We start from the raw sequence: 20087 nt of genomic DNA, 5'->3' as shown, positions 1-20087 counted from the left end.
GTGCTAGACTCCGACGACTATGGCAACGGCGAGGCTGGTGAAGCGCAGGGCATGAGCGTCGTTCTGGTGATCAATGCGGGTTCATCCTCGGTCAAGTGGAAGCTCATCGAGGGGAGCTCCGGTGAGGAGATCCGCGGTGGCGCTGTGGAGCGACTCGGCACGGCGGGATCCGGCCACGCGGAGGCGGTGGGTTCGATCCTCGCCACCCTCGAGCACGAGAACATCTCGATCATCGGTCACCGGGTGGTACATGGCGGCACGCGGTTCACCGAGGCCACCCTCGTCACGGATGACGTAGAGAAACAGATCGACGAGCTCTCCGCTCTCGCGCCCCTGCACAATCCAGTCAACCTCGCTGGAATCCACGCCACCCGCGTGGCGTTTCCGGGCACCCCCGCTGTCGCCGTCTTCGACACCGCCTTCCACCAGACGCTCCCGCCGGCTTCGTCGGGGTACGCGCTTCCCTCCAAGGTCATCGAGCGGCACGGCATCCGCCGTTATGGCTTCCATGGCATCTCCTACCAGTACGTCTCTGCCCGCGCCGCCGAGTTGCTTGGGCGTCCGCTCTCTGAGCTACGGCTCATTCTCTTCCACCTCGGCAACGGAGCATCCGCATGCGCGATGTCCGCCGGCCGCTCCGTAGAGACGTCAATGGGGATGACACCGCTTGAGGGCCTCGTGATGGGTAACCGCGCCGGGGACCTCGACCCTGGGGTCATCCTGCGTCTGGGCCAAGGTGGAGCCGGGTGGGACGAACTGGAAACGATGCTCACCCGCGAAAGCGGCCTGCAGGGGCTCACAGGCAGTGGGGACATGCGGGAGATTCAGTCCGCTGCGGTCACCGGAGACGACAGGGCAGCAGCGGCTCTCGAGATCTACCACCACCGAGTGCGTCATTATCTCGGCGCGTATCTCGCCCAGCTGGGCGGTGCCGACGCTGTTGTGTTCACCGCCGGCGTCGGCGAGAACTCCGCTGCGACACGCGCTGCAACGCTGGCCGGTCTCGAGGATCTCGGCATCCAGATCGACCCGGGACTGAACCAGGCGCCTGGAACCGAACCGCGTGTAATCTCCGCGGGCAGCTCTCGCGTGGCCGTACTCGTCGTTCCCACCAACGAGGAACGTGAGATCGCACGGCAGTCCATTGCCGTCGTGAATCGCTGACGTTCAACGCGCCTGAGCTTCCGCACAGCGCGTTCACGCGGATGCTCGATCGCTTCCGGTCTCTCACTCAATATGCACAGCTACCTCACCGACATCTCACCGGCAGAGTTTAAGGAGGTGTTCTATGCTGAAACAACCAGCCCCAGCCAACTGGCGAGAACCCCGCGAACAGAACTCCTCAACACTGAGAGGGCGATTCATCCGTGCCCAGCGGCGCCCGGCAGCCGTCGCCGGCAACCGCTCGATCCAACGCAGATCCCTCGTCCAACGCAGATCCCCAGCAGAGAAAGCGATGAACCGATGAACCCCCACTCTGCTACGATCGGTGCCGACGATGCGGTGCTCAACGCCGACCAGCTCGAGCGCATCCACGCCTGGTGGCGAGCGGCGAATTACCTCTCGGTGGGCCAGATCTACCTGCTGGACAACCCGCTGTTGCGGGAGCCGTTGCTGCCAGAGCACATCAAGCCCAGGCTGCTCGGGCATTGGGGCACCACTCCGGGGCTGAACTTCGTCTACGCCCATCTGAACCGGGCGATCATGGAGCGCGATCTGGACACCATCTACGTCATGGGTCCGGGTCATGGTGGCCCCGGTCCGGTCGCGGCGGCATGGCTGGAGGGCACCTACACGGAGGCCTACCCGGAGATCACCCAGGATGCCGACGGGATGCGGCGCCTGTTCCGGCAGTTCTCCTTCCCCGGCGGTATCCCCAGCCACGTCGCACCTGAGACCCCCGGGTCGATCCACGAGGGCGGTGAGCTAGGCTACGCCCTCTCGCACGCCTATGGGGCGGCGTTCGACAACCCGGACCTGATCGTCGCCGCGGTGGTCGGCGACGGGGAGGCGGAGACCGGGCCGCTGGCGGCGAGCTGGCAGTCCAACAAGTTCGTCAACCCTGCCCGGGACGGGACGGTGCTGCCGATCCTGCACCTGAACGGGTACAAGATCGCCAACCCCACGGTGCTGGCGCGGATCAGCCCGGAGGAGCTCGACCATCTGCTGCGCGGCTACGGGCACACCCCGTACTACGTCGAGGGCGAGGACCCGGCGCGGATGCACCAGGACTTCGCCCGCGCCCTGGACGCGTGCCTCGACAGGATCGGCCAGATCAAGAGCCGGGTGCGCGCCGGAGACACGCAGCGGCCGCGCTGGCCGATGATCGTCCTGCGCTCTCCGAAGGGGTGGACCGGACCGGAGGAAGTAGACGGGAAGCAGGTCGAGGGGACCTGGCGCGCCCATCAGGTGCCCTTCGCCCAGGCCAGGGAGAACGACGACCACCTCGCCATCCTCGAACAGTGGATGCGCAGCTACCGTCCCGAGGAGCTCTTCGACCGCACCGGCGCCCCGGTTGAATCAGTGATCACATTGCATCCGGCCGGCACCCGCCGGATGAGCGCCAACCCGCACAGCAACGGTGGAGGTCTACTGAAGGATCTGCGGATGCCCGATTTCCGCGACTACGCCGTGCCCGTGGACACCGCCGGCACCGCTACCGGGGAATCCACCCGCGTCCTCGGCACCCTGCTGCGCGACGTGATGGCCGCCAACATGGATGACTTCCGGGTGTTCTCGCCGGACGAGAACAACTCCAATCGGCTCGACGCCGTGCTCGAGGTCACCGGCCGCGCCTGGAACGCGGCCACCCTGGACGGAGACGATCACCTGGCACCGGACGGGCGGGTGATGGAGATCCTCTCCGAGCACACCGTCCAGGGCTGGCTGGAGGGCTACCTGCTCACCGGCCGGCACGGGCTCTTCTCCTGCTACGAGGCGTTCATCCACATCGTCGACTCGATGTTCAACCAGCACGCGAAGTGGCTGTCCACCACCAACGGCATCCCCTGGCGCCGCCCGATCGCGTCCCTGAACTACCTGCTCACCTCGCATGTCTGGCGGCAGGACCACAACGGGTTCTCCCACCAGGACCCTGGCTTCATCGACCATGTGGTGAACAAGAAGTCCGACGTGATCCGGGTGTACCTGCCGCCGGATGCCAACACCCTGCTGTCGGTGGCAGATCACTGCCTGCGCAGACGCCAGTACGTCAACGTCGTCGTCGCCGGCAAGCAGCCCCAGCTGCAGTTCCTGGACATGGAGCAGGCCATCGAGCACTGCACCAAGGGCATCGGCATCTGGGACTGGGCCAGCAGCGACGGCGGGCAGGAACCCGATGTGGTCATGGCCTGCGCCGGCGACGTGCCGACCCTGGAGACCCTCGCCGCGGTGACAATCCTGAGAGGCCACTTCCCGGACCTGCGCATCCGGGTGGTCAACGTCGTCGATCTGATGCGCCTGCAGGACGACCGGGCGCATCCGCACGGGCTCTCCGACCAGGACTTCGACGCCCTGTTCACCACGAACGTCCCGGTCGTATTCGCCTACCACGGCTACCCGGCGCTCATCCACCGGCTGACCTACCGGCGAAAGGGCCATGGCAACCTGCACGTCCACGGCTACCAGGAGGAGGGCACCACCACTACCCCGTTCGACATGTGTGTCCTCAACGAAATCGACCGCTACCACCTCGCCATCGACGTCATCGACCGGGTGCCCCGTCTGCGCGATGTCTCCGCCCACGCCCGGGAACAGCTGCGCAACGCCCTGATCCGGCACCGCAGCTACATCCGCGAGCACGGCGAAGACATGCCCGAGATCCGCGATTGGACCTGGGGCGGGGACCCCGCGTTCCCACCCGATGCGCTCCGATGACCAAGGGATCACACCACGGAGCCCATCCTCTCGATGCCGTCTACGACGCGGTTCTGTTCGACATGGACCGCCATAACCCCCGGGTGGTGGACTCGCGCTTGAAGATCGCTATGCTCTCGGAGGACTCATAGCCGTCGAGTTCGAACCCGTCGCAGTGCTGGTCGGCAATCTTGTTCAGCACCGCGATGACGAGGGTTCCATCAAGGGTTAGATTGGGGCTGAACTTGCTTCTCTGGGTCGGCGAGCACCCGGGTGTCCATGTCGATAGCTTCTGCAAGCTGTCGGTGTAGTCGATGGTCGGGGTGCTCGGGGCCACGTAGAACTTCTTGGTCGTGATCTCGTTGGAGTGTCCGCCCTGCTGGGAGGCGGCGGTGAGTCCCTGATCACGTTCGACTGATGTAATTGCAGTCTTATGCAGGCTGTGGCTCTTGAATCCTTTGCCCCAGATTTCGTTGTTGACCTCATAGCGGCGCATAGCCTGGATCGCCGAGCCCCGATGGTAGTGGAAGCGTAGAGTTTTCCTCATTTCTCCGATCCGGCAGCCGGTTGCCAGCAAGTGGTCGAGAACCTGGAGGATCGGCACCTTGGAACTGCCCACCTCGTCCCGGAATCGCCGAAGGCAATGCGGAGGGAGTGAATCTCTTCGGCAGTCAGCGAGTGGGGAGACTCCGGGCTGTAAGGGAGAACTCGGTTTTCTCGGCCCATGTTGTAGGGCAGTAGTTCGTGATCTACGGCGACGGTGCAGATTTGGACGAGTGCGCTGCGGGTGTTGACCGCGAGGGCCTTCTGTGTTCCGTCAGGCTTGACGATGTCTGAGTTGGCTTCGTTGAGCTGTCCGACGGTGAGCTCGGCACACTTGATCTCCCCGATGCGCGGGACCGTGTGGTCTTCAAGCATTTGCCGCCGATGAGACAGGGGGCGTTCTTGTTGCGCGTAGCGCTTGGTGGTAGAGCGAGTCCAGGTAGATAGGTGTGTGATCTCGGGACATCGTGGACACCAAGTCTCATCACTTCGTCTTGAAGGCCGGTGTGGATGCATCCGCCGGCTCTTCACCCTGCTCATCATCCTCTGTAGTTCGAGGCTGGAGGAGGCGCCCGAAATAGGACCTATCTATGGATTCACGGGCGATGCGGACGATGTCGTCGCGCATCGTTTCGTTAGGATCGTAGAGGCTCTGCTCGTCAAAGCCAACTAAGGGGTGGGTCATCTTTCGCGTCGGCTTCACGGTGAACAGCCTGACCCCGAAAAGAGGCCCGCGGGGAGTCTTCGCCATCATCTTCCCTCTGATGATGGTGAGTGATTCCCGAGAAAGCCTAGTCGCGACGGTCGAGAAAAGGCCCCAGGCAGGCTCAGCGATGCGTAAAATCCACGTCGATCCCAGCGGCCGCCAGTTCGTCGAGCGCCTTCTTCCGGTAGAAGTTCTTAGCACTCTCCGTCAGCGCCTCCCACTGCGCGACGGTCTGTACTGTGCGCGGATCAGTGCACTCCCACCAGAACTCCAGCGCCGCAATGTGCTCGAACAGCTCATGGCTAATGGATGACATATCACTCCACATCCACGTTCAGCTCGTCCTCAGCGATCGAGGAAATGGCAACTACTGGGCTTTCGACCCTACTCAACAGGAGTGACACAATCCCGCTGGCATACTCCCTGGGTATGAGCAGCGCCCCAGCTCGATCATCAGATCTGGGGCACTGCTCATGTGGTTGTTACCGTTAGTTGGGGCCCACGCCCCAGGCCCAGCAAATCACCTTAACGGCCAGTACCTGAATATCCCTCGTGGATCGTCGGCTCCGCCCCCCGCAGCTCTCACACATCATGCCTTCGGCTCCCCTGGTCCAGGCGATTCGGAATGCCTCGTCTCGGACGGCGATCATGGTCTCCAAATGGCCTTTGCAAACCAGTACCACGCTCTCAGCAGTGCCGGCCTGGTTGGGATTGATGCAGTAGTGGTGGCTGACGACGAACTCGGCAGGCCGATCGCATTCATCGGCTGACGGATACTCCACCCAGAGCTTCTCTCGCCACTCCGGATAGTCACAAGGGATAGCAAGCTCATCGACAGTGAGTCGTTCTTCCACCGTCAGTGTCATATGGGGCGCACCACCAGCCGTTCGATGACGGCCTTGCACACCCGGCAGGACAATGGGCCGCCGCAGTCGGGGCACCCGGCCTCGATGCTTTCGACGCACATGTCAGTGCATGGTCGGCACAGCAGCTCGTGGCAGTGCCCACACGGCAGAACCACCGAGAACTCCGCCTCTTCTTCGCACCCGTCTCCGTGCCCCGGCAGAGGACATTCGCATGGCACCTTCGCATCCAGATCAGCAAGCTGCTCGGTCTCATCCAGAATGACTGTCACTGCGGGCTCCTCTCGCCTTCGACCTGATAGAGCAGGGCCGACAGCTCCCGCACCAGGCGCCTGGCGGACTCTGGGGTGATCTGGAGCTGATCGATGCCGACCCAGGGTTCCGGCTCATCCTGGAAGTGGAAGAGCACCAGGTGCATCTCCTCGGCCGCAGGCGCGTCACCGGGGATCCGCTTGACCACTGCCACGGGGCGAACCCCGGACTGGTGACGCCGGTCAGCGGCCAGCTCATCGTCATGCAGGGAAGCGCACCAGGGCGGGCATTTGGGCTCACTCATCGGTGCCTCGGTTGCCGAGATATTCGATGGTCTGGATCTGTGATGACCGGCGGACGGTCACTCCGAGCTTGCCCTCTGGGGCGTCCAGCTCTGGGTTATGCAGTACCACGGCGAAGCTTCTCCCGACAACAGGGAGTATCGAAATCTCCAGCAGGTCACGTTTCTGCCCGTCCCACCGCATCGTCCCGGATGTTCCATCGCAGCGGGTCATCCGCACAAAGGTCATCTCATCGAGATCCAGCAGGTGCGAAGACCCGACGGTGGTGATCCACCAGCGACCAGTATCTTCCCGGGTGATCCTCTGGACCTGCTTCCTGGGGTCATCCACGGCTGGGCACCTCCAGCGGGTCGCCGGAGAAGCCCATCCCGCTCAGTACATCCCATACCTCTTCAACGTTCGGGCACCCCTCTGGGGTGGGGTACGTTTGACGGATCACCAGCTGCTCGATCTGGTCCCACCAAATATGGCCGAAGTGAATCTCCAACTGATCGATGATCGGGAACGCCAACTCGGCAATATGAGCCATAGTCACCGGCACACGTACGTGGTGTCCCTGGGAGAAATGCCCCCAACCGGCATCGAAATCTGAACCGATCGCGGTCAACAAGACCCCGATCTGATCAACCCGCGGCCCAGGGTCGAACTCCTTCAGCACGCCGATCCGGAAACTGATCCGGTCCGACTGAGAAAACAACTCGACGAGCAACTTCGCAGTGTGACGATCCTGGGCATCCAGAGAGTAGCGGCTTAGATACTCCAACCCCTGCTGGACGGTCGCGCATTCATGATCAGTAAGGGTGTAAGCGATCATGCCTGTTCACCGTCCTTGTCGGACAGACGCTCGATCTTCCGGATCACAGAACTCATCCGGTAGCGCTCGAAGAACCTCGGATGCTCCAGATCATCGAACCACAGATATGCACGATCACCGACTTCTGTCCACCACACCACCCGGGTGATCTGCATAGGCATGTTGTCATAGACACGGGACCCAGATTTCGACGCCGCAGACGGCATACGCATATAGGTCATCTTGTCGAGATCCCAGATGTGCTGAGTTCCCTGGCTGGTGATCAACCACCGGCCGGTATCCTCCGGGGTGATCTGCTGGGCTGTTTCTCCTGTGGTCTTGTGCTCAGGCATGAGCGCTCCTGTGGATCGCCTCCTCCCGGTCGCAGGCCACTCCTGCTCGACACCGGGCCATGCACAGCACACTCTCGGACACTGAGACGCTCAGGAAAGTGTTACGAGGGACCTCTGGGAAGGCCATGGGATTTTGGCAGCGAGAGCATGGGAACTGGAAAACCCCTGGATGTCAGAGCGACATAAAGGCCCCGGTCAGAAGCTAGTCATTGAGTTTCGCAAACGACCCAGCACTCGTCCACGACGGTAGGCGGCGTATGCCACTGCCCCTCCGACAAGTGCGTAGATGGCCCATGCGTGGAAGCCCCAATGGTAGAACGTCTGCCCCAGCGAGTAGTGCATCGCCTCCGTGGATTCTGCTTCGTTGGTCATCGGCGGCGGTGAGGTGAAGTACGTCAGCGGCTCCGATGGGCCGAAGAACAGCACGCCGATGCCAAGACCAGCGGCGAAGAGCATGGATATCCACGCGAAAGTGGAGAATTCTGGCTTTTCACCATCGGTGCCGAGCGGGATCCTTCCGTAGCGTGAGAGCGCCAGGCTCAGCATGGCGATCAGGATCACCGCGGCGGTGATGATGAACAGCCAGGAGATGTTGTAGGTGACCCAGGTGAAGGCAGAGTCTGCAACAGTGCCCACCTGGGCCGGGTTAATCACACCCCAGAGCACGAAGGCCACGGTCAGCGCCCCAGCCACGAAGAACACGATCTTATCGATTCCGTACCGGCGGCGCTGCTCGTCAATCCCGATACCTGGGACGAGCGCCGGGTGAATGTTGTGCGGGTACTTCGGGCGCCGATAGTCCAGGGTTTCGAAGGCTTCGCCGGCGCGGCGTCCAGCGCGTCGAGCCTCAGTCCCTACAGTCCTGCGACTCGGTGGTTCGTTCTGATCAGTCATAGCGGTGGGTCCCCTTCAAGCGTGGTCTGGGTATGCGCATTCCCGAATGATGCCGGAGCGCAGAGAGCGCTCACACAACGAGCTGAAACGTGAGAAAGTACGGCGATTAGGTGCTGAAGAAAGCGGCGCTAGGGTTCGCGTCCGGACCAGCCAATGGCGGCCCCTTCCCAGGCATCATTGGCGTAGCCCGCGGATGCTTGCGGGGCTGCGGTGGTGATGAACTGGGGCATAAATAGATAGAGTAGCTAATTTTTATGCTTCGTGTTGCTTATTGCGGCGCTGCTGGACCAACTTGTTGCTGGAATTGCCGCTGAGTAGTCTGCGAGCGCAATCGTGGTGCAGCTCACGCTTTTCGGGGTCCATTTTCTCCAGCATGGACACCATCATCCGGGACCGAAAGTTGGCCTCGAAGACCTCGCGGTGATCTTGTACGAAAGTCCAGTACAGGGCGTCCCACTGTGCGGTCCAATCCCCCGGTGGAAGATCTGACATCTTCTTGAGGTAGTTACTCCCAGAGACGTAAGGCTTTGTGGTGATCTCCTCTCCGGCGGCGAACTGGCTCATTGCGTACACATTGGGCACCATGACCCAGTCGTAGGCGTCAATGAACATCTCCATGAACCACTCGTAGACAGCGTCAGGGTCAATGCGAAGCAGCGACATCGCGTTGCCGAGGACCATGAGCCGTTCAATGTGGTGGGCGTAGCCGGTGGCGAGCACCCGTGTGATCACCAGATCCACAGGGTCCAATCCGGTGGTTGCGTCCCACCAGCCTTCGCCGAGGCTGTTGTGGTGGTTGAGGTGGTTGGCAGTGCGCATCTGCCGGCCCCGGGTCCGGTAGGTGGCTCTCATGTACTCGCGCCAGCCGATGACCTGCCGGATGAACCCTTCTACTGAAGCCAAGGGCGTGTTCTCATCTGCGCCGCCCAGAACTGCCTGGACGACTTCACGTGGGTCCAGGAGCCCGATGTTCATGGAGCTGGTGAGTAACCCATGGTTGATGAAGGGGAACTGGGCGGAAATCGCATCCTCATAGGGACCGAAGTCGTTGAGCCGGTCTCGTACGAATTCCCGCAGGTGCTGGTCTGCTTCCTCGGCGGTGGTTGGCCAGGCGAACAGCTCCGGATCGCCGGGCGCTTCAGGAAATTCGGTCCTGACCCACTCGACAGCACGGGCGACGTCGGCGGCGGCGTCGTTCTGCACCGGCTTTCCTCGGTCCGCACCAGAGTCCAGATCCAGGGTTCCCTCCTGGTGGTGCACCGGATGTTGAGCGAACCGCTCCAGCGTCGGCGGTGCGTACCCGCGGGGAAGCTTCTTGCGATTCTCCGCATCGAAGGACCACTTTCCCCCTTGAGGTTGTCCGTCCTCGTCGAGCAGAATGTTGAGTCTGCGCCGTTGCCATGTGTAGAACTCGTACATACGGAAGTCATGGTGGGCGAACCACTCATCGATCTGCTCACCAGTGGTGATGAAGTTCGGTGTCTCCAGGAAGTCGCTGGGTTTCATGCGGTAGCCGCCATGAGCGAGCGCAGCCAGTAGGTCCTGCTGGAGCCAGTCATCAACGACGTCGAAGCAGCTCACCTCAGCTGGATTGATCTCTCTGATGAGGTCCGCGAGTTGATCATGGGAGCTTTTGTCAGCCTCTGAGCGGAGCTGCTCCACCTGGTAGCCGGCGCCGCGCAGCCGGCGAGCAAACCGGTCCATGGAGGCTCGGTGCAGCACCAGCTTATGGGAGTGGAAGGCGTATTGGCGGAACAGTAGGTCATGTTCGATGAGGACACAGACCGTTGTTTTCGGTTCCTGCAAGTGTTCCTTGAAAAGCTGATGCGGCAGGATGAGCCGCACCGCAGGTCCCTGGGCCATCCCATCAGCCTCGGGCGAGGAGCTCAGCAGCGGAGCGGGCTGCGCGGTCACCGGAGACCAGAGCTCCTTGAATGGAGCCGGTGTCCCGGTGGTCTCCGGCCAGGAGTGTGTGGTCCCCAATTCGCTGCTCACCTCGCTCTATCAGCGGGGGCGGTTGTGCCGGCAGCGTATGGGGAACCACATGGTGGGTGATGAGCTTCCAGTCGGTGGTCGAGGTTCGGTATAGCCGCGCCAAGTCACGCTTTACGGCACTCTCCTCCGCGAGGCCATCGGGCCGGTCTAGCAGCGTGGTGGCCTGCACCAGGTGCGCCCCTGCCGGAGCGTAGGAAGGCGCTACCGCGGAGACCTCCGCCGTGTTCCAGATGGGCCCAGCGGGGCCTCCACTGTCTCCGGCGGCGTCGAGCATGAGGAACTTACCAGCTTCCAGCGGTTCTGGAGCGTGGAACCACCAGGTGGTCAGTCCATGGGTTTTTGGGGACGGCTGGTCGGTGAGTTCAGCAACATGCTGCGGGCCCACCGCCACCACGACCAGACGAGAGCTGAGGACTTCGTTTTCTGTAGTGACTTCGACGCCGCCCGCTGTTTCCTTCAGCTTCCGAGCGGGATTATTGAGCCTGACGGGCTCAGCCAATGAGCGGGACATCTGCTCGGGCAGCGCTTGCATGCCGGACTGGGGAAGCCCAGGCACTCCGAGTGCGAACCAGCGCACCAGTTGCCGGACATAGCTCGCCGATTTTCCGCCGGAGCTGTCCGCTAGGACACCAGCAAGGAAGGTGTCCAGCACGTCGCGGCGCAGCCTGCCGGTCAGCCCTGCCCTATCCAGGGAGGCGCTCAGCGTCTGATCTTGGGTAGCGACTTGCCCTGTGAGGGGTTCCCGCAGCAGTGCAGGGCCGATCCACCGGATGAGTGCGAGCACATCGGAGGCCGGAACGTGCTTGCTCCGCAGTGTCTCGAATGCCCGGTCGGGGTGGCGCAGCGGATGGGCCACTGTGGACTTTCCTTCATCTGTGTTGACCACCGCTCCCACGCCGAATTTCTGCAGCCGGAGGGCAGAGACGTTGATCCAGTCGCGGACTGCGGGGTAGGCCGGGTTGAGCACCTGGAAACCCCTGTCGCAGCGGAAGCCATCTATGAGGTCAGTTCGGACGCGACCTCCGACGCCGTCCTTGGCTTCCAGAACGGTCACGCTGTGGCCGCTGCGTTGCAGCCGTCGAGCGCACTGCAGACCGGCGAGGCCTGCTCCGATCACAATGACGTCGGTATCCATAGTGCTCCCTTGCAGTGGTGTGGGGGTCAGTCTACGGCGGAAGGGGCGGCCGGTAGACTGATATGTCGCCACTGGATCACCGAGATCCTGCCTGATCAGCCCGCCCAGAAGGAGTTCTACCCTGATGAGTCCGCATCTGCTTTTCCGTGTCATGGCTATTGCTGAGGCTGTGTCGTGGACTCTGCTGCTGGGCGGAATGGCGTTGCGCGCCACGGCTGGCCTGGATATCGCGGTGACCATCGGAGGCGGCATCCACGGGTTCGTGTTCCTCGCCTATGCGGTCACCGCCGTTCTGGTGGCGAAGAACCAGCGGATGGGACGTTGGCCGGCGTCTGTGGCGATCATCAGCGCGATCATTCCGTATGCGACGATTCCCGCGGACGTGTGGCTGACCCGGACAGGGAGGCTCTCCGGTGCCTGGAGGCGCAACGCCACGGAAGACCCACGTGATCATAAGTGGCACGACAACCTGTTCCGTGCCGTGGTGAGGCATCCGGTGTTCAGCTGCGTGGTTCTCCTGGGCAGTGTCGCCGTGGTGTTCACGGCGCTGTTGGCCCTGGGTTCCCCCCTCGACAGACTTCCCGACTAATGACCGGTCGGCCTGTGGTGCCTGCTTCAGGTGAGCAGGGCGGAGCCCCGACGGGCCGGGTCGATTCTGTGCTCACAGTCATCTGCGCAGTCGCCGGAGCATACGTGCTGACTGCGCTGTACTCCCCCAGCCTTTGGGCGGGTGTGGTGAGTGTGGCGTCGTCGTCCGTTATCCCCGTCATTGCCGCAGTGTCGGTGATGCGCCGGCGTCCGCCGATGATCACTCCCGCAGACCGAGTGACGCTGCTGCGGGTAGCGCTGATCGGGATGCTGACTGGTGCGCTGGTGCTAACCGCGGTGGGAGCTCTGCCGGTCAGGACGTGGACAGTGCTCATCTTGGCCTCATTGGCGGCGGTGCTCGACGCAGTGGACGGTTGGGTGGCTCGACACGCTGGCCGGGGCACGGCGGCAGGCGCACGGTTGGATGGTGAGGCCGACGCCGCAGCGCTCCTTGTGCTGTCTGCTCTTCTGGCCATGACCGTGGGCTGGTGGGTCCTGTTGATCGGCCTGATGCGGTACCTGTTTGTGGCCGGCTCACTGTTCAGACGATCCTGGCGCCGGCGCTTGCCCTACAGCGGGTTCCGCAGAGTCGTGGCGGCATGCCAGGCGACCGCCGTTGTGGTGGGCTTGGGTCCTGTGGTGCCTATCCCCGTGGCGGGAGCTTTGGCCGCGACAGCCCTGGCTGCGCTGGTGCTCTCCTTCGGTCGCGACATCCTGCTCTTGGAGCGGGTGGGCCGCTCAGCAGGCTCCACACCGCACGGGCACTGGGAGGCCTGATGAGGACTCGAGAATCTGACCGCAGTTTCGTGGTTCCAGCTGATCTGCCGGGCCCCAGCGGTGGCCTGAACTACAACAGACGTGTTCTTCAGGTGTGGCAAGAGCAGGGCCTGGCGGTCACTGAGGAAGCTCTAGGTGGCGCTTGGCCTTACCCGGACGAGCAGGCCAGAGACGCACTGGCCCGCTGTTTGCTCCGGTATGAGTCGGTGCTGGTGGACGGAATCATCGCCTCGGCGGCACCTGATGAACTCGCCCAGGCGCGAGCCGCGGGCGTTGAGATATCAGTGCTGATGCACCTGCCGCTTCCTGCCGAGACGGGTATCAGTGAGGATCAGCGGCGGGCGGCGGAAACAAGTGAGCGCCGCGCTCTCCAGCATGCGACACAGGTAGTGTGCACAAGCCAGTGGGCGCGCAAAGATGTGACCGCTCGGTACGGAAGGCTTCCCACGACGGTGGCGGCACCGGGCTGTGATGCAGCGCCGCTGGCCCACGGCTCCCGACCACCGCACATGCTGTTCCTGGGGTCCATCTCTCCGCGGAAGAACCCGCTGCTGCTCCTGGAAGCACTGGCACCCTTGGAGTGCCTGGCGTGGAAACTGACAATCGCGGGGCCAACCGGACCGGATCCGCGGTACGCAGACGCTGTAGCGGCGGCCGCGCGCAGGTTCCCGGGAGTCGTTGACCTGGCAGGCCCACTGACCGGAGAGTCACTGGAACGCACGTGGAACAGCACTGACCTGTTGCTGCTGCCCTCCCTGGCAGAGACCTACGGAATGGTGGTCACGGAGGCCATCGCCCGCGGAGTCCCGGTTGTGGTGGGCGCCGGCACAGGCGCGGAGGAAGCCCTGGCGGCAGCTCATCACCTTGTGCACCGGGTTGCTCCGTCGGCTTTGCCGGGCACGGCGGTTGATCCTGCGGATCGCACAGCGTGGACGGCCACCCTGAGGCGGTGGCTGACCCAGGATGACCTGCGAAGACAATGGCGCAGCAACGCTGCAGTTGACCGGGATAGACTCCGACCATGGAGCGAGACAGCGAAAATTCTTCACACAGCACTCCGGTGGTCACACGCCCGGTAGCCGCCGATTGGTTGGGGCTCAGACGTGCGGCCGACCACAGGGCGCGGCACAACGCTGCACCGGTGATTGAGCGCATCAGCTCCTGGTTGCGCGACGGTCTCACCGCCAATCAGGCTGCTGTGATCATCGACCTCGGAGCCGGTACGGGGTCGAATCAGGCCTGGTTGGCGCCCCGACTGACAGCGCCCCAGCAGTGGATTCTGGTTGACCACGATGCGTCGCTGCTGGATGTGAGCACGGCGACGGACACTGAGCAGGTCAAGAGCACGATCCGCATGGTCGGTACAGTCAATCAGCTTCCCGACCTGATCGCATCAGAAGCACCCACTCTCGTAACCTGCGCAGCGCTGCTGGATCTGCTCTCCCCGAGCGAAGCTGCACTGATCGCTGAGACGGTTGCTTCAACCCAAGCCGCAGCATTACTGAGCCTCACCGTGACCGGGGAGGTGTCCCTCACTCCGGAGGACCCCGTAGATCATCAGATTGCCGCCGCGTTCGACGCCCACCAGCGCCGCGAGGACCTCTTAGGGCCCGACGCAGCAGAAACGGTAGCGGGCCTGCTGCGCGACCATGGCGCCAATGTTGAAGTGGTGCAGACCGACTGGGTGCTCGACGCTTCGCAGCCCGAGTTTGTGGAGCGGTACCTCACTGACCGAGCCGATGCTGCCGTAGAGCAGAACCCGCACTTGGCCGATGCGGCCCAGCAGTGGGTGCAGCGGCGTCTCGTGCAGCTTGAACAGGGACAGCTCACTGTCCGAGTGGGACATCAGGATGTGGTCTGCATTCCCGAGGCTCGGGCAGCTGAGTCGACAGGCTGACGGGTGAACAACCCTGCGCAGACTCGCGCAGGGCAGGCAGCACGCTTGCCCTGGCGGACTATCGCGGTGGGCACCACACAAATCCTCATCACGGGCGCCATTCTGCTGGCCATTGGCATGCTGTGGGGTCCGGAGAATTTCACTTCCGCCATGCGTGGACTCCCCTGGTGGTCTTTCGCCGCAGCCGGCGCCCTCGGAGGTGCTGGGGTGGTCGTACAAGCGCTTCGGTGGAGGATCGTCGCCCGGCATCACAGAATCGAGGTCGGGCTCGGCGCGGCTATTGCCCGATGTTGGCAGGCAGCTTTTCTCAACAGTGTGCTCCCCGGGGGTTTGGCGGGCGACGCATTGCGCGCTGCCGATGACAGCACAGACGCCTCAGTGACTTCGCGCCGTCGCGCCCTGGCCAGCGGTTTCGCGTCCATGGCTGCTGAGCGCCTCGTCGGAACGTCGGTGGTGTTTACCGCTGGAGGCGTCGTACTGCTACCTCTTGCCCCTCTAGCAGCGGCAGGCTGTTTGTTGGCTGCGCTGATTGCAGCTGTCATTGCTAGCCGGTGGCTGCGCCGTGTGCCGGCAGCCGGGGTCCTGCAGATCATCCTGCTTTCGGTCCTCGGCTGGGCCTGTTTCGCGACACTCTTCATGCTCTCGGTGGCGGTGCTTGACCCTGATGCCCCGCTGGCGGTGCTCCCGAGTTCAGCGGCAGTGGCTCTTGCGGGCATGTCGGTGCCCGTGGGGGTAGGAGGCTGGGGTATCCGCGAGATGGCCTCCGCCTGGAGTTTCACGCTAAGTGGGCTCTCATCCGCTGACGGCATCAGGGTCTCCGTGGGCTATGGCGTGCTGGCCCTGGCCTCGACCGTACCCGGTGCTGTCATTCTGGCGCTGAGGGTTATGCCGAGGCTGCGTCAGGCCCGTTACTTCGCCGCAGGACCGAGACAGCGAAATCGGCGTCGTCGTGCCACGCTTTGATATCCCAGGTCGCAAACCTGTGCTCCAGGTACAAACCGGATTCAGCGACGTAATGGTCAAAGTTGGCTAAGGTCAGGTGCCGGTCGGTGTGAAATCCGATAATGATGAAACCATCGGGCCGCACGCATTCCTTCACCCGGCGCAGCACCTGGATCTCTGTACCGGGTGCTAGAAAAATCATCACATTTCCGGCCAGCAACGCGGCGTCAAAGCCTTTATCGGCTCCTTCATCGGGCAGTTCCAACCCGGCCAGGTCGGCCACAGTATAGGTGGGCCCCGGGTGGTCCTCCTCAGCGGCGGCGATGAGCTCCGGGTCAGCGTCGACCCCGAAGACGGTGTGCCCACGGGCATGAAGCTCACCCGAGAGCCGGCCAGTTCCGCACCCGGCATCGAGGATCCGTGCCTGACGCGGCACCATCGCGTCGACAAGCCGCGCCTCGCCAACGAGATCCTGACCCTGGGCCGCCAGATTGCGAAAGCGGTTGATGTACCACTGGGAATGGCCGTTCTTGGTCTCGGTGACCCACCGGGTGGGCTGCGGTCCAGAATCTGTCATGGGCATACTCTACGAGCCCCCAGGCGTCGCCGTCCTCAGCGGACCAGATCGGCTACTGCGGTGCGGCCCGGCTCAAGAACGTTCGCTACTCAAAATACTACTTGCACACTTTGCAACTAGTTGTCATGGTGGTTACATGACAGAACCCGAACAAGGGCCTCCGGCAACCACGAAGGGACCGGACCTCACCGCTGGACATGCACGGGAGTTGCTTGGTTCCATGCCACGTCGACCCAGGCGCCGGCTGGGCGCATCCGACCACATATGGGTCGGGACAACAGCCATCTTTGCGATGGCTTCAGGTCTCGTTGCGCTCGCTGGTAATCCCTGGTGGGCCATCATTCCTGGTGTGACATCCAGCATTGGGGCATTCACATGGTTAGCTCACCGGCAGGCGCAAGTGAACGAGCCTCGATTGAGAGCCGTACTGGTCCCCTCCCTCTTCGCTGTGTGGCTCTCCTTGCCCATCTGGAGGGGAATCACGCGCGGGGACACTATCCCGTTTCCTGAGTCACTGATATTCGCTGGACTTGCTCCCGCCGCCTGGCTTGGGTTGTATCTGTGGATTCTCCTGCGCCGATAGAGCCACATTGAGCTACCAAGATCTGGACGCCCACCTCCTTGCGCCCAAGCGTTTCGTCACCTTGGCCCACCTCATCCAAGTCGAAAAGGCAGATTATCCAGCACTCCAAGAGTCCACCGGACTCTCAACCCCAGATATGTCCAAGGTCATCCGAGACCTGGAAGAACGCGGACTGGTCATTGTGAGGAAGGAACGGCGGAACCGGTATGGACGGACTGTCGTGAAACTCAGCGGGCAGGGAGAGAAGACCTTCCGCTACCTACTGCGCGCTCTCAACCAAGCTGCGGGCCAGTGACGCCAGAGCGAACAACCACATCGCGGGTGATCTCGGCCTGTCCCAAGTGCTGGGATAGCTCCTCGAAGACATGAAGCAGTACACCTTCACAGTTCACAGTCCAGAAGTCTTCCCGCCCCGGTGGAACCTCAACGGGGGTGGCCGCCAGATCCGTCTGTTCGGCATCGTGAAGGAACGCCGCACGTGTCCGCGCCGCAAGCCCCAACACATCAGTGACCGGCATGTGCGCTGTGAACTCAGCATCGCGATTGCGGGGCACGGCAATTCCCAAATTGACGCTGGCTGACCAGCGGCGCATCATCCCACAGCAGTGCACCAGGAGCTGTACCACTGAATTGCTGCCCCGTTGCTGCGTGGTCGTGTTTGCTGCGTCGTCGTCCAGCTGGGAAATCAGGTCCACCAGCTCATCGAATTTCCGAAGGATGAACTCCACCAGAACGCTCTGGGCCGTTGCTTCAGACGTCAAAGACTCACACCTTCCAGCTGTTGGGATCGTCTTCATATTAGATCAGCAGTTCAGGGAACGATCGTCCAAGAACCGTATGGATGTGGCGTTCGCCGCGACCTAACAGCAGCGTTGTTGCGATGGTTATCATGATTTTATGAATGAACCAAAGGTTTTTATGGCATCGTTGGAAGACGCTGAAATCACGGCACGAATGCAGATCGACTTCAACGCCGAGTTTGACTCACTGTGTCCGGAATTGGAGGAGTTGACTCCACGATTCCGCAGTATCCTGGCCGGTTCTTCCGGATTCGTTCTTCTTGCTGGTGAGCGTGGCGACCCCAATGGGTACGCGCTGATCACGCTGCGACCCACCATCTACCATGACGGTCCTTTAGCCGTGCTCGATGAACTGTACGTCAAGCCCGTGCTGCGAGACCGCGGCGTCGGTACTGCCCTTTTGGTAGGCGCCATCGGCGAGGTCCGTAGGCGCGGAGGCCATGAAATGCATATCAACGTCGATGAGATCGATACGGACACGCGGCGTTTCTACGAGCGGCACGGTTTTATCAACGTCGAGCCTGAAACCGATTACCGCATGCTGTGTTACATCCGAGAATTCTGACTGTGTCTGCGTATTGAGCGAGGTCGGACGCTCTAAATCAACAGGTTAAGCGCTCCCACAGCCGTGAGGACCAACACCAGCGCTTCGAAGGCCCGTTGAGGTATGCGGGAAGCTAGCCACCGGCCGGCGAAGGCCGCCACCACAACCAGCGGAACCAGCACGGCGACGATGCTCAGCATCTGAAGATCCAGCAGTCCCAGTCCAATCTGGAAAGGAACTTTGAAAAGGTTGATGGCGAAGAAGAAGTACGCCGCGGTGCCCAGAAACGTCTTCACATCTAGGCGCATGCCCAACAGATAGAGGCTCATCACTGGCCCACCCGCATTGGCGACCATGGTGGTGAAGCCTCCTAGCCACCCGAAGCCATAACCGGCAAGTCGTCCGGGCTTCATAGTGCTGCCCCGCCGTCGGCGCCAGAGGGTGAAAGCCAGAAGTGTCAGGAGAATCGCGCCGATGACGCGGCGCACTGCATCATCTGAGGCCAGGCCAAGGAATACTGAGCCGACCGCGATACCTGCCAGAACGGGCCAGATGAGCCGACGCAGAATCGCCCAATCCACCGTATGCCGGTACATCCAGACGGCGAAAAGGTCACCCACGATCAGCAGAACGAGCAGACCCGCAGTGGATTCTCGCGCTGGAAGGGCTGTGGCGAACAGGACGACGGCGAGAGTGCCGGCACCCGGCAGCGCCGTCTTGGACAGTCCCACCACCAGCGCGCCCAAGCCCAGCAGCACCCAGCTGAGCGTATTCAGTTCATCCACCCGGACAGCTTATCCGCGGTACGAGGTGCTCAACGACGACGCTTTACCCCAGGCGCAGCACCGCCTGCACTGGGAGGTGATCGGAGGCCCAGCCACCGGCATAGCGGCGTCCGTTGACCGCTGCGCTGAGGACTTTCAGGGACGACGACGCCAGGATCCAGTCGATGCGCCGACCCGTCGCCTTGGGTGGCTTGTAGTTGGCTAAGGTGTCCCACTCTTCGCTGAGGCGCTGCTCGGCCATCACCCATGTGTCAGTGAGGGAGCCGCCTGCTTGCAGCTCAGCGAGCGGTCTGCTGGCTGCCCCAGTGTTGAGATCTCCCGTCAACACAACGGGCAATGGGGTGGCCTCAACTGTTCTGCGCACCGTTCGTGCCGCCATCAGGCGCGCGTATGCGGAGAGATGGTCGAAATGGGTGTTGAGGTGCAGAAACTGCGATCCTGTGACCCGGTCCTCAAAGGTGCACGCCACCATGACTCTGGGATAGATGCTGCCCCATGAGCGGGAACCAGGCTGATGAGGCGCAGTGGACAGTGCGGTCTGCTGCCAGTCGAGCAGTGCGAGCCGCTCGGAGTCGTAGAAGATGGGGTTGCCCTCGCCGAGCCCGTGAGCGCCGCGTCCGTGGCCAATGAACTCATAGCTCTCACCCAGCACCTCCTGAACGAAGAACGCTTGGTCAGCGAGCGCCTCCTGCACACCGAGGAGTGTGGGTCTTTCCGCTTCGAGGAGTGCTTGGAGGCGTGTGGCGCGCGTGGACCAGCGGTCTGAAGGACGCAGTTGTGGCCGTCGCACCCGCCGCCGAATGTTCCAACTCATCACGTGCAAGTCGGGTGCGTCAACTGGACCGATGAGCGGTTCACGGCGCGCTGGGTCCTGCTGCGACAAGCTTGCGTGCACAATGTCAC

The 20087-nt window shown here is 62.6% G+C and carries 28 protein-coding genes; 11 read left to right on the top strand and 17 right to left on the bottom strand.

Going from position 1 to position 20087, the window contains the following annotated elements; genetic code table 11:
- Nucleotides 1-51: 51 nt before the first annotated feature.
- The 3 genes from FEF26_RS04315 to FEF26_RS04305 all read left to right on the top strand — a co-directional run bounded on the left by FEF26_RS04315 (nt 52) and on the right by FEF26_RS04305 (nt 3876).
- Entirely contained in the window at nt 52-1164 is a 1113-nt protein-coding gene (locus tag FEF26_RS04315) for an acetate/propionate family kinase (RefSeq protein WP_138252361.1), read from the top strand.
- A gap of 124 nt (nt 1165-1288) precedes the next feature.
- Nucleotides 1289-1468: a hypothetical protein gene (locus FEF26_RS04310; protein ID WP_138252315.1), complete on the top strand. Its 180-nt coding sequence runs from the start codon at nt 1289-1291 to the stop codon at nt 1466-1468.
- Entirely contained in the window at nt 1465-3876 is a 2412-nt protein-coding gene (locus FEF26_RS04305) for a phosphoketolase family protein (protein ID WP_138252314.1), read from the top strand. Before FEF26_RS04310 ends, FEF26_RS04305 begins: the two co-directional genes overlap by 4 nt.
- A gap of 40 nt (nt 3877-3916) precedes the next feature.
- Here FEF26_RS04305 and FEF26_RS04300 read toward each other — a convergent pair whose 3' ends face one another.
- The 13 genes from FEF26_RS04300 to FEF26_RS04240 form a co-directional block, all read right to left on the bottom strand.
- The gene (locus tag FEF26_RS04300; protein WP_138252313.1) at nt 3917-4402 is read right to left on the bottom strand and encodes a hypothetical protein; all 486 of its coding nucleotides are present in this window, start codon (nt 4400-4402) and stop codon (nt 3917-3919) included.
- Nucleotides 4399-4773: a hypothetical protein gene (locus FEF26_RS04295; protein ID WP_138252312.1), complete on the bottom strand. Its 375-nt coding sequence runs from the start codon at nt 4771-4773 to the stop codon at nt 4399-4401. The genes FEF26_RS04300 and FEF26_RS04295 overlap by 4 nt, the downstream gene beginning before the upstream one ends.
- A 109-nt stretch (nt 4774-4882) precedes the next feature.
- The gene (locus FEF26_RS04290) at nt 4883-5101 is read right to left on the bottom strand and encodes a hypothetical protein (protein ID WP_138252311.1); all 219 of its coding nucleotides are present in this window, start codon (nt 5099-5101) and stop codon (nt 4883-4885) included.
- A gap of 124 nt (nt 5102-5225) precedes the next feature.
- On the bottom strand, nt 5226-5420 hold the full coding sequence (locus FEF26_RS04285) for a hypothetical protein (protein ID WP_138252310.1): 195 nt from the start codon (nt 5418-5420) through the stop codon (nt 5226-5228).
- Nucleotides 5421-5592: 172 nt separating this feature from the next.
- Nucleotides 5593-5970 carry a hypothetical protein gene (locus FEF26_RS04280; RefSeq protein WP_138252309.1) on the bottom strand — a complete coding sequence of 126 codons (378 nt, stop codon included), beginning with the start codon at nt 5968-5970 and terminating at the stop codon, nt 5593-5595.
- Nucleotides 5967-6239, bottom strand: a complete 273-nt coding sequence (locus FEF26_RS04275) for a hypothetical protein (protein WP_138252308.1) — start codon at nt 6237-6239, stop codon at nt 5967-5969. The genes FEF26_RS04280 and FEF26_RS04275 overlap by 4 nt, the downstream gene beginning before the upstream one ends.
- The gene (locus tag FEF26_RS04270; protein WP_138252307.1) at nt 6236-6523 is read right to left on the bottom strand and encodes a DUF6907 domain-containing protein; all 288 of its coding nucleotides are present in this window, start codon (nt 6521-6523) and stop codon (nt 6236-6238) included. The genes FEF26_RS04275 and FEF26_RS04270 overlap by 4 nt, the downstream gene beginning before the upstream one ends.
- Complete coding sequence (locus FEF26_RS04265) at nt 6516-6851, bottom strand: hypothetical protein (protein WP_138252306.1); 336 nt, start codon at nt 6849-6851, stop codon at nt 6516-6518. The genes FEF26_RS04270 and FEF26_RS04265 overlap by 8 nt, the downstream gene beginning before the upstream one ends.
- Entirely contained in the window at nt 6844-7335 is a 492-nt protein-coding gene (locus tag FEF26_RS04260; RefSeq protein WP_138252305.1) for a hypothetical protein, read from the bottom strand. Before FEF26_RS04260 ends, FEF26_RS04265 begins: the two co-directional genes overlap by 8 nt.
- Nucleotides 7332-7667, bottom strand: a complete 336-nt coding sequence (locus FEF26_RS04255) for a hypothetical protein (RefSeq protein ID WP_138252304.1) — start codon at nt 7665-7667, stop codon at nt 7332-7334. The genes FEF26_RS04260 and FEF26_RS04255 overlap by 4 nt, the downstream gene beginning before the upstream one ends.
- Before the next feature lie 195 nt (nt 7668-7862).
- The gene (locus tag FEF26_RS04250; protein ID WP_138252303.1) at nt 7863-8561 is read right to left on the bottom strand and encodes a BCCT family transporter; all 699 of its coding nucleotides are present in this window, start codon (nt 8559-8561) and stop codon (nt 7863-7865) included.
- A gap of 252 nt (nt 8562-8813) precedes the next feature.
- Nucleotides 8814-10475 (bottom strand): cryptochrome/photolyase family protein, encoded by a 1662-nt coding sequence (locus tag FEF26_RS04245; protein WP_243730408.1) that lies wholly within the window; start codon nt 10473-10475, stop codon nt 8814-8816.
- Nucleotides 10429-11691, bottom strand: coding sequence for a flavin monoamine oxidase family protein (locus tag FEF26_RS04240; RefSeq protein ID WP_138252302.1), 1263 nt, complete (start codon nt 11689-11691; stop codon nt 10429-10431). The genes FEF26_RS04245 and FEF26_RS04240 overlap by 47 nt, the downstream gene beginning before the upstream one ends.
- A 124-nt stretch (nt 11692-11815) precedes the next feature.
- On the opposite strand from FEF26_RS04240, the gene FEF26_RS04235 reads away from it, so the two are divergent.
- From FEF26_RS04235 to FEF26_RS04215, 5 genes are all read left to right on the top strand, one after another.
- The gene (locus FEF26_RS04235; protein ID WP_138252301.1) at nt 11816-12280 is read left to right on the top strand and encodes a DUF3817 domain-containing protein; all 465 of its coding nucleotides are present in this window, start codon (nt 11816-11818) and stop codon (nt 12278-12280) included.
- On the top strand, nt 12280-13056 hold the full coding sequence (locus FEF26_RS04230; RefSeq protein WP_138252300.1) for a CDP-alcohol phosphatidyltransferase family protein: 777 nt from the start codon (nt 12280-12282) through the stop codon (nt 13054-13056). The genes FEF26_RS04235 and FEF26_RS04230 overlap by 1 nt, the downstream gene beginning before the upstream one ends.
- The gene (locus FEF26_RS04225) at nt 13056-14135 is read left to right on the top strand and encodes a glycosyltransferase family 4 protein (protein ID WP_166432911.1); all 1080 of its coding nucleotides are present in this window, start codon (nt 13056-13058) and stop codon (nt 14133-14135) included. The genes FEF26_RS04230 and FEF26_RS04225 overlap by 1 nt, the downstream gene beginning before the upstream one ends.
- A complete protein-coding gene (locus tag FEF26_RS04220; RefSeq protein WP_138252298.1) occupies nt 14078-14953 on the top strand; it encodes an SAM-dependent methyltransferase in 876 nt (291 codons plus the stop codon). The genes FEF26_RS04225 and FEF26_RS04220 overlap by 58 nt, the downstream gene beginning before the upstream one ends.
- Nucleotides 14954-15019: 66 nt before the next feature.
- On the top strand, nt 15020-15916 hold the full coding sequence (locus tag FEF26_RS04215; protein WP_166432910.1) for a lysylphosphatidylglycerol synthase domain-containing protein: 897 nt from the start codon (nt 15020-15022) through the stop codon (nt 15914-15916).
- Here the strand turns inward: FEF26_RS04215 and FEF26_RS04210 are convergent.
- Complete coding sequence (locus tag FEF26_RS04210) at nt 15837-16472, bottom strand: class I SAM-dependent methyltransferase (RefSeq protein WP_138252296.1); 636 nt, start codon at nt 16470-16472, stop codon at nt 15837-15839. The two genes, FEF26_RS04215 and FEF26_RS04210, sit on opposite strands and share 80 nt — an antisense overlap.
- A gap of 136 nt (nt 16473-16608) precedes the next feature.
- On the opposite strand from FEF26_RS04210, the gene FEF26_RS04205 reads away from it, so the two are divergent.
- Both FEF26_RS04205 and FEF26_RS04200 read left to right on the top strand, forming a co-directional pair.
- Nucleotides 16609-17055: a hypothetical protein gene (locus tag FEF26_RS04205; RefSeq protein WP_138252295.1), complete on the top strand. Its 447-nt coding sequence runs from the start codon at nt 16609-16611 to the stop codon at nt 17053-17055.
- 7 nt (nt 17056-17062) lie between these two features.
- Nucleotides 17063-17350 (top strand): transcriptional regulator, encoded by a 288-nt coding sequence (locus FEF26_RS04200; protein ID WP_138252294.1) that lies wholly within the window; start codon nt 17063-17065, stop codon nt 17348-17350.
- Here FEF26_RS04200 and FEF26_RS04195 read toward each other — a convergent pair.
- Nucleotides 17328-17816, bottom strand: a complete 489-nt coding sequence (locus FEF26_RS04195) for a mycothiol transferase (protein ID WP_243730407.1) — start codon at nt 17814-17816, stop codon at nt 17328-17330. The genes FEF26_RS04200 and FEF26_RS04195 overlap by 23 nt on opposite strands.
- Nucleotides 17817-17952: 136 nt before the next feature.
- Here FEF26_RS04195 and FEF26_RS04190 point away from each other — a divergent pair, with 136 nt between their 5' ends.
- Entirely contained in the window at nt 17953-18420 is a 468-nt protein-coding gene (locus FEF26_RS04190) for a GNAT family N-acetyltransferase (protein ID WP_138252292.1), read from the top strand.
- Between the two features lie 32 nt (nt 18421-18452).
- Here FEF26_RS04190 and FEF26_RS04185 read toward each other — a convergent pair whose 3' ends face one another.
- Nucleotides 18453-19184 (bottom strand): sulfite exporter TauE/SafE family protein, encoded by a 732-nt coding sequence (locus tag FEF26_RS04185; RefSeq protein WP_138252291.1) that lies wholly within the window; start codon nt 19182-19184, stop codon nt 18453-18455.
- A gap of 43 nt (nt 19185-19227) precedes the next feature.
- Nucleotides 19228-19998, bottom strand: coding sequence for an endonuclease/exonuclease/phosphatase family protein (locus FEF26_RS04180; protein WP_138252359.1), 771 nt, complete (start codon nt 19996-19998; stop codon nt 19228-19230).
- Nucleotides 19999-20087: the final 89 nt, after the last annotated feature.

The sequence above is a fragment of the Nesterenkonia salmonea genome, assembly GCF_005771525.1.
GTDB classification, from domain to species: domain Bacteria; phylum Actinomycetota; class Actinomycetes; order Actinomycetales; family Micrococcaceae; genus Nesterenkonia; species Nesterenkonia salmonea.
Note: the sequence above shows the minus strand (reverse complement) of the source record. Positions and strands in the feature narration are given on the sequence as shown.

Excerpts from the sequence above, each read along its gene's own strand:
- FEF26_RS04250 (WP_138252303.1), bottom strand. The coding sequence starts at position 8,561 with ATGACTGATCAGAACGAACCACCGAGTCGCAGGACTGTAGGGACTGAG.
- FEF26_RS04300 (WP_138252313.1), bottom strand. The coding sequence starts at position 4,402 with ATGAGGAAAACTCTACGCTTCCACTACCATCGGGGCTCGGCGATCCAG.
- FEF26_RS04210 (WP_138252296.1), bottom strand. The coding sequence starts at position 16,472 with ATGACAGATTCTGGACCGCAGCCCACCCGGTGGGTCACCGAGACCAAG.
- FEF26_RS04235 (WP_138252301.1), top strand. The coding sequence starts at position 11,816 with ATGAGTCCGCATCTGCTTTTCCGTGTCATGGCTATTGCTGAGGCTGTG.
- FEF26_RS04255 (WP_138252304.1), bottom strand. The coding sequence starts at position 7,667 with ATGCCTGAGCACAAGACCACAGGAGAAACAGCCCAGCAGATCACCCCG.
- FEF26_RS04220 (WP_138252298.1), top strand. The coding sequence starts at position 14,078 with ATGGAGCGAGACAGCGAAAATTCTTCACACAGCACTCCGGTGGTCACA.
- FEF26_RS04190 (WP_138252292.1), top strand. The coding sequence starts at position 17,953 with ATGAATGAACCAAAGGTTTTTATGGCATCGTTGGAAGACGCTGAAATC.
- FEF26_RS04230 (WP_138252300.1), top strand. The coding sequence starts at position 12,280 with ATGACCGGTCGGCCTGTGGTGCCTGCTTCAGGTGAGCAGGGCGGAGCC.
- FEF26_RS04280 (WP_138252309.1), bottom strand. The coding sequence starts at position 5,970 with ATGACACTGACGGTGGAAGAACGACTCACTGTCGATGAGCTTGCTATC.
- FEF26_RS04240 (WP_138252302.1), bottom strand. The coding sequence starts at position 11,691 with ATGGATACCGACGTCATTGTGATCGGAGCAGGCCTCGCCGGTCTGCAG.
- FEF26_RS04315 (WP_138252361.1), top strand. The coding sequence starts at position 52 with ATGAGCGTCGTTCTGGTGATCAATGCGGGTTCATCCTCGGTCAAGTGG.
- FEF26_RS04285 (WP_138252310.1), bottom strand. The coding sequence starts at position 5,420 with ATGTCATCCATTAGCCATGAGCTGTTCGAGCACATTGCGGCGCTGGAG.
- FEF26_RS04310 (WP_138252315.1), top strand. The coding sequence starts at position 1,289 with ATGCTGAAACAACCAGCCCCAGCCAACTGGCGAGAACCCCGCGAACAG.
- FEF26_RS04260 (WP_138252305.1), bottom strand. The coding sequence starts at position 7,335 with ATGATCGCTTACACCCTTACTGATCATGAATGCGCGACCGTCCAGCAG.
- FEF26_RS04295 (WP_138252312.1), bottom strand. The coding sequence starts at position 4,773 with ATGCTTGAAGACCACACGGTCCCGCGCATCGGGGAGATCAAGTGTGCC.
- FEF26_RS04180 (WP_138252359.1), bottom strand. The coding sequence starts at position 19,998 with ATGAGTTGGAACATTCGGCGGCGGGTGCGACGGCCACAACTGCGTCCT.
- FEF26_RS04270 (WP_138252307.1), bottom strand. The coding sequence starts at position 6,523 with ATGAGTGAGCCCAAATGCCCGCCCTGGTGCGCTTCCCTGCATGACGAT.
- FEF26_RS04205 (WP_138252295.1), top strand. The coding sequence starts at position 16,609 with ATGACAGAACCCGAACAAGGGCCTCCGGCAACCACGAAGGGACCGGAC.
- FEF26_RS04225 (WP_166432911.1), top strand. The coding sequence starts at position 13,056 with ATGAGGACTCGAGAATCTGACCGCAGTTTCGTGGTTCCAGCTGATCTG.
- FEF26_RS04305 (WP_138252314.1), top strand. The coding sequence starts at position 1,465 with ATGAACCCCCACTCTGCTACGATCGGTGCCGACGATGCGGTGCTCAAC.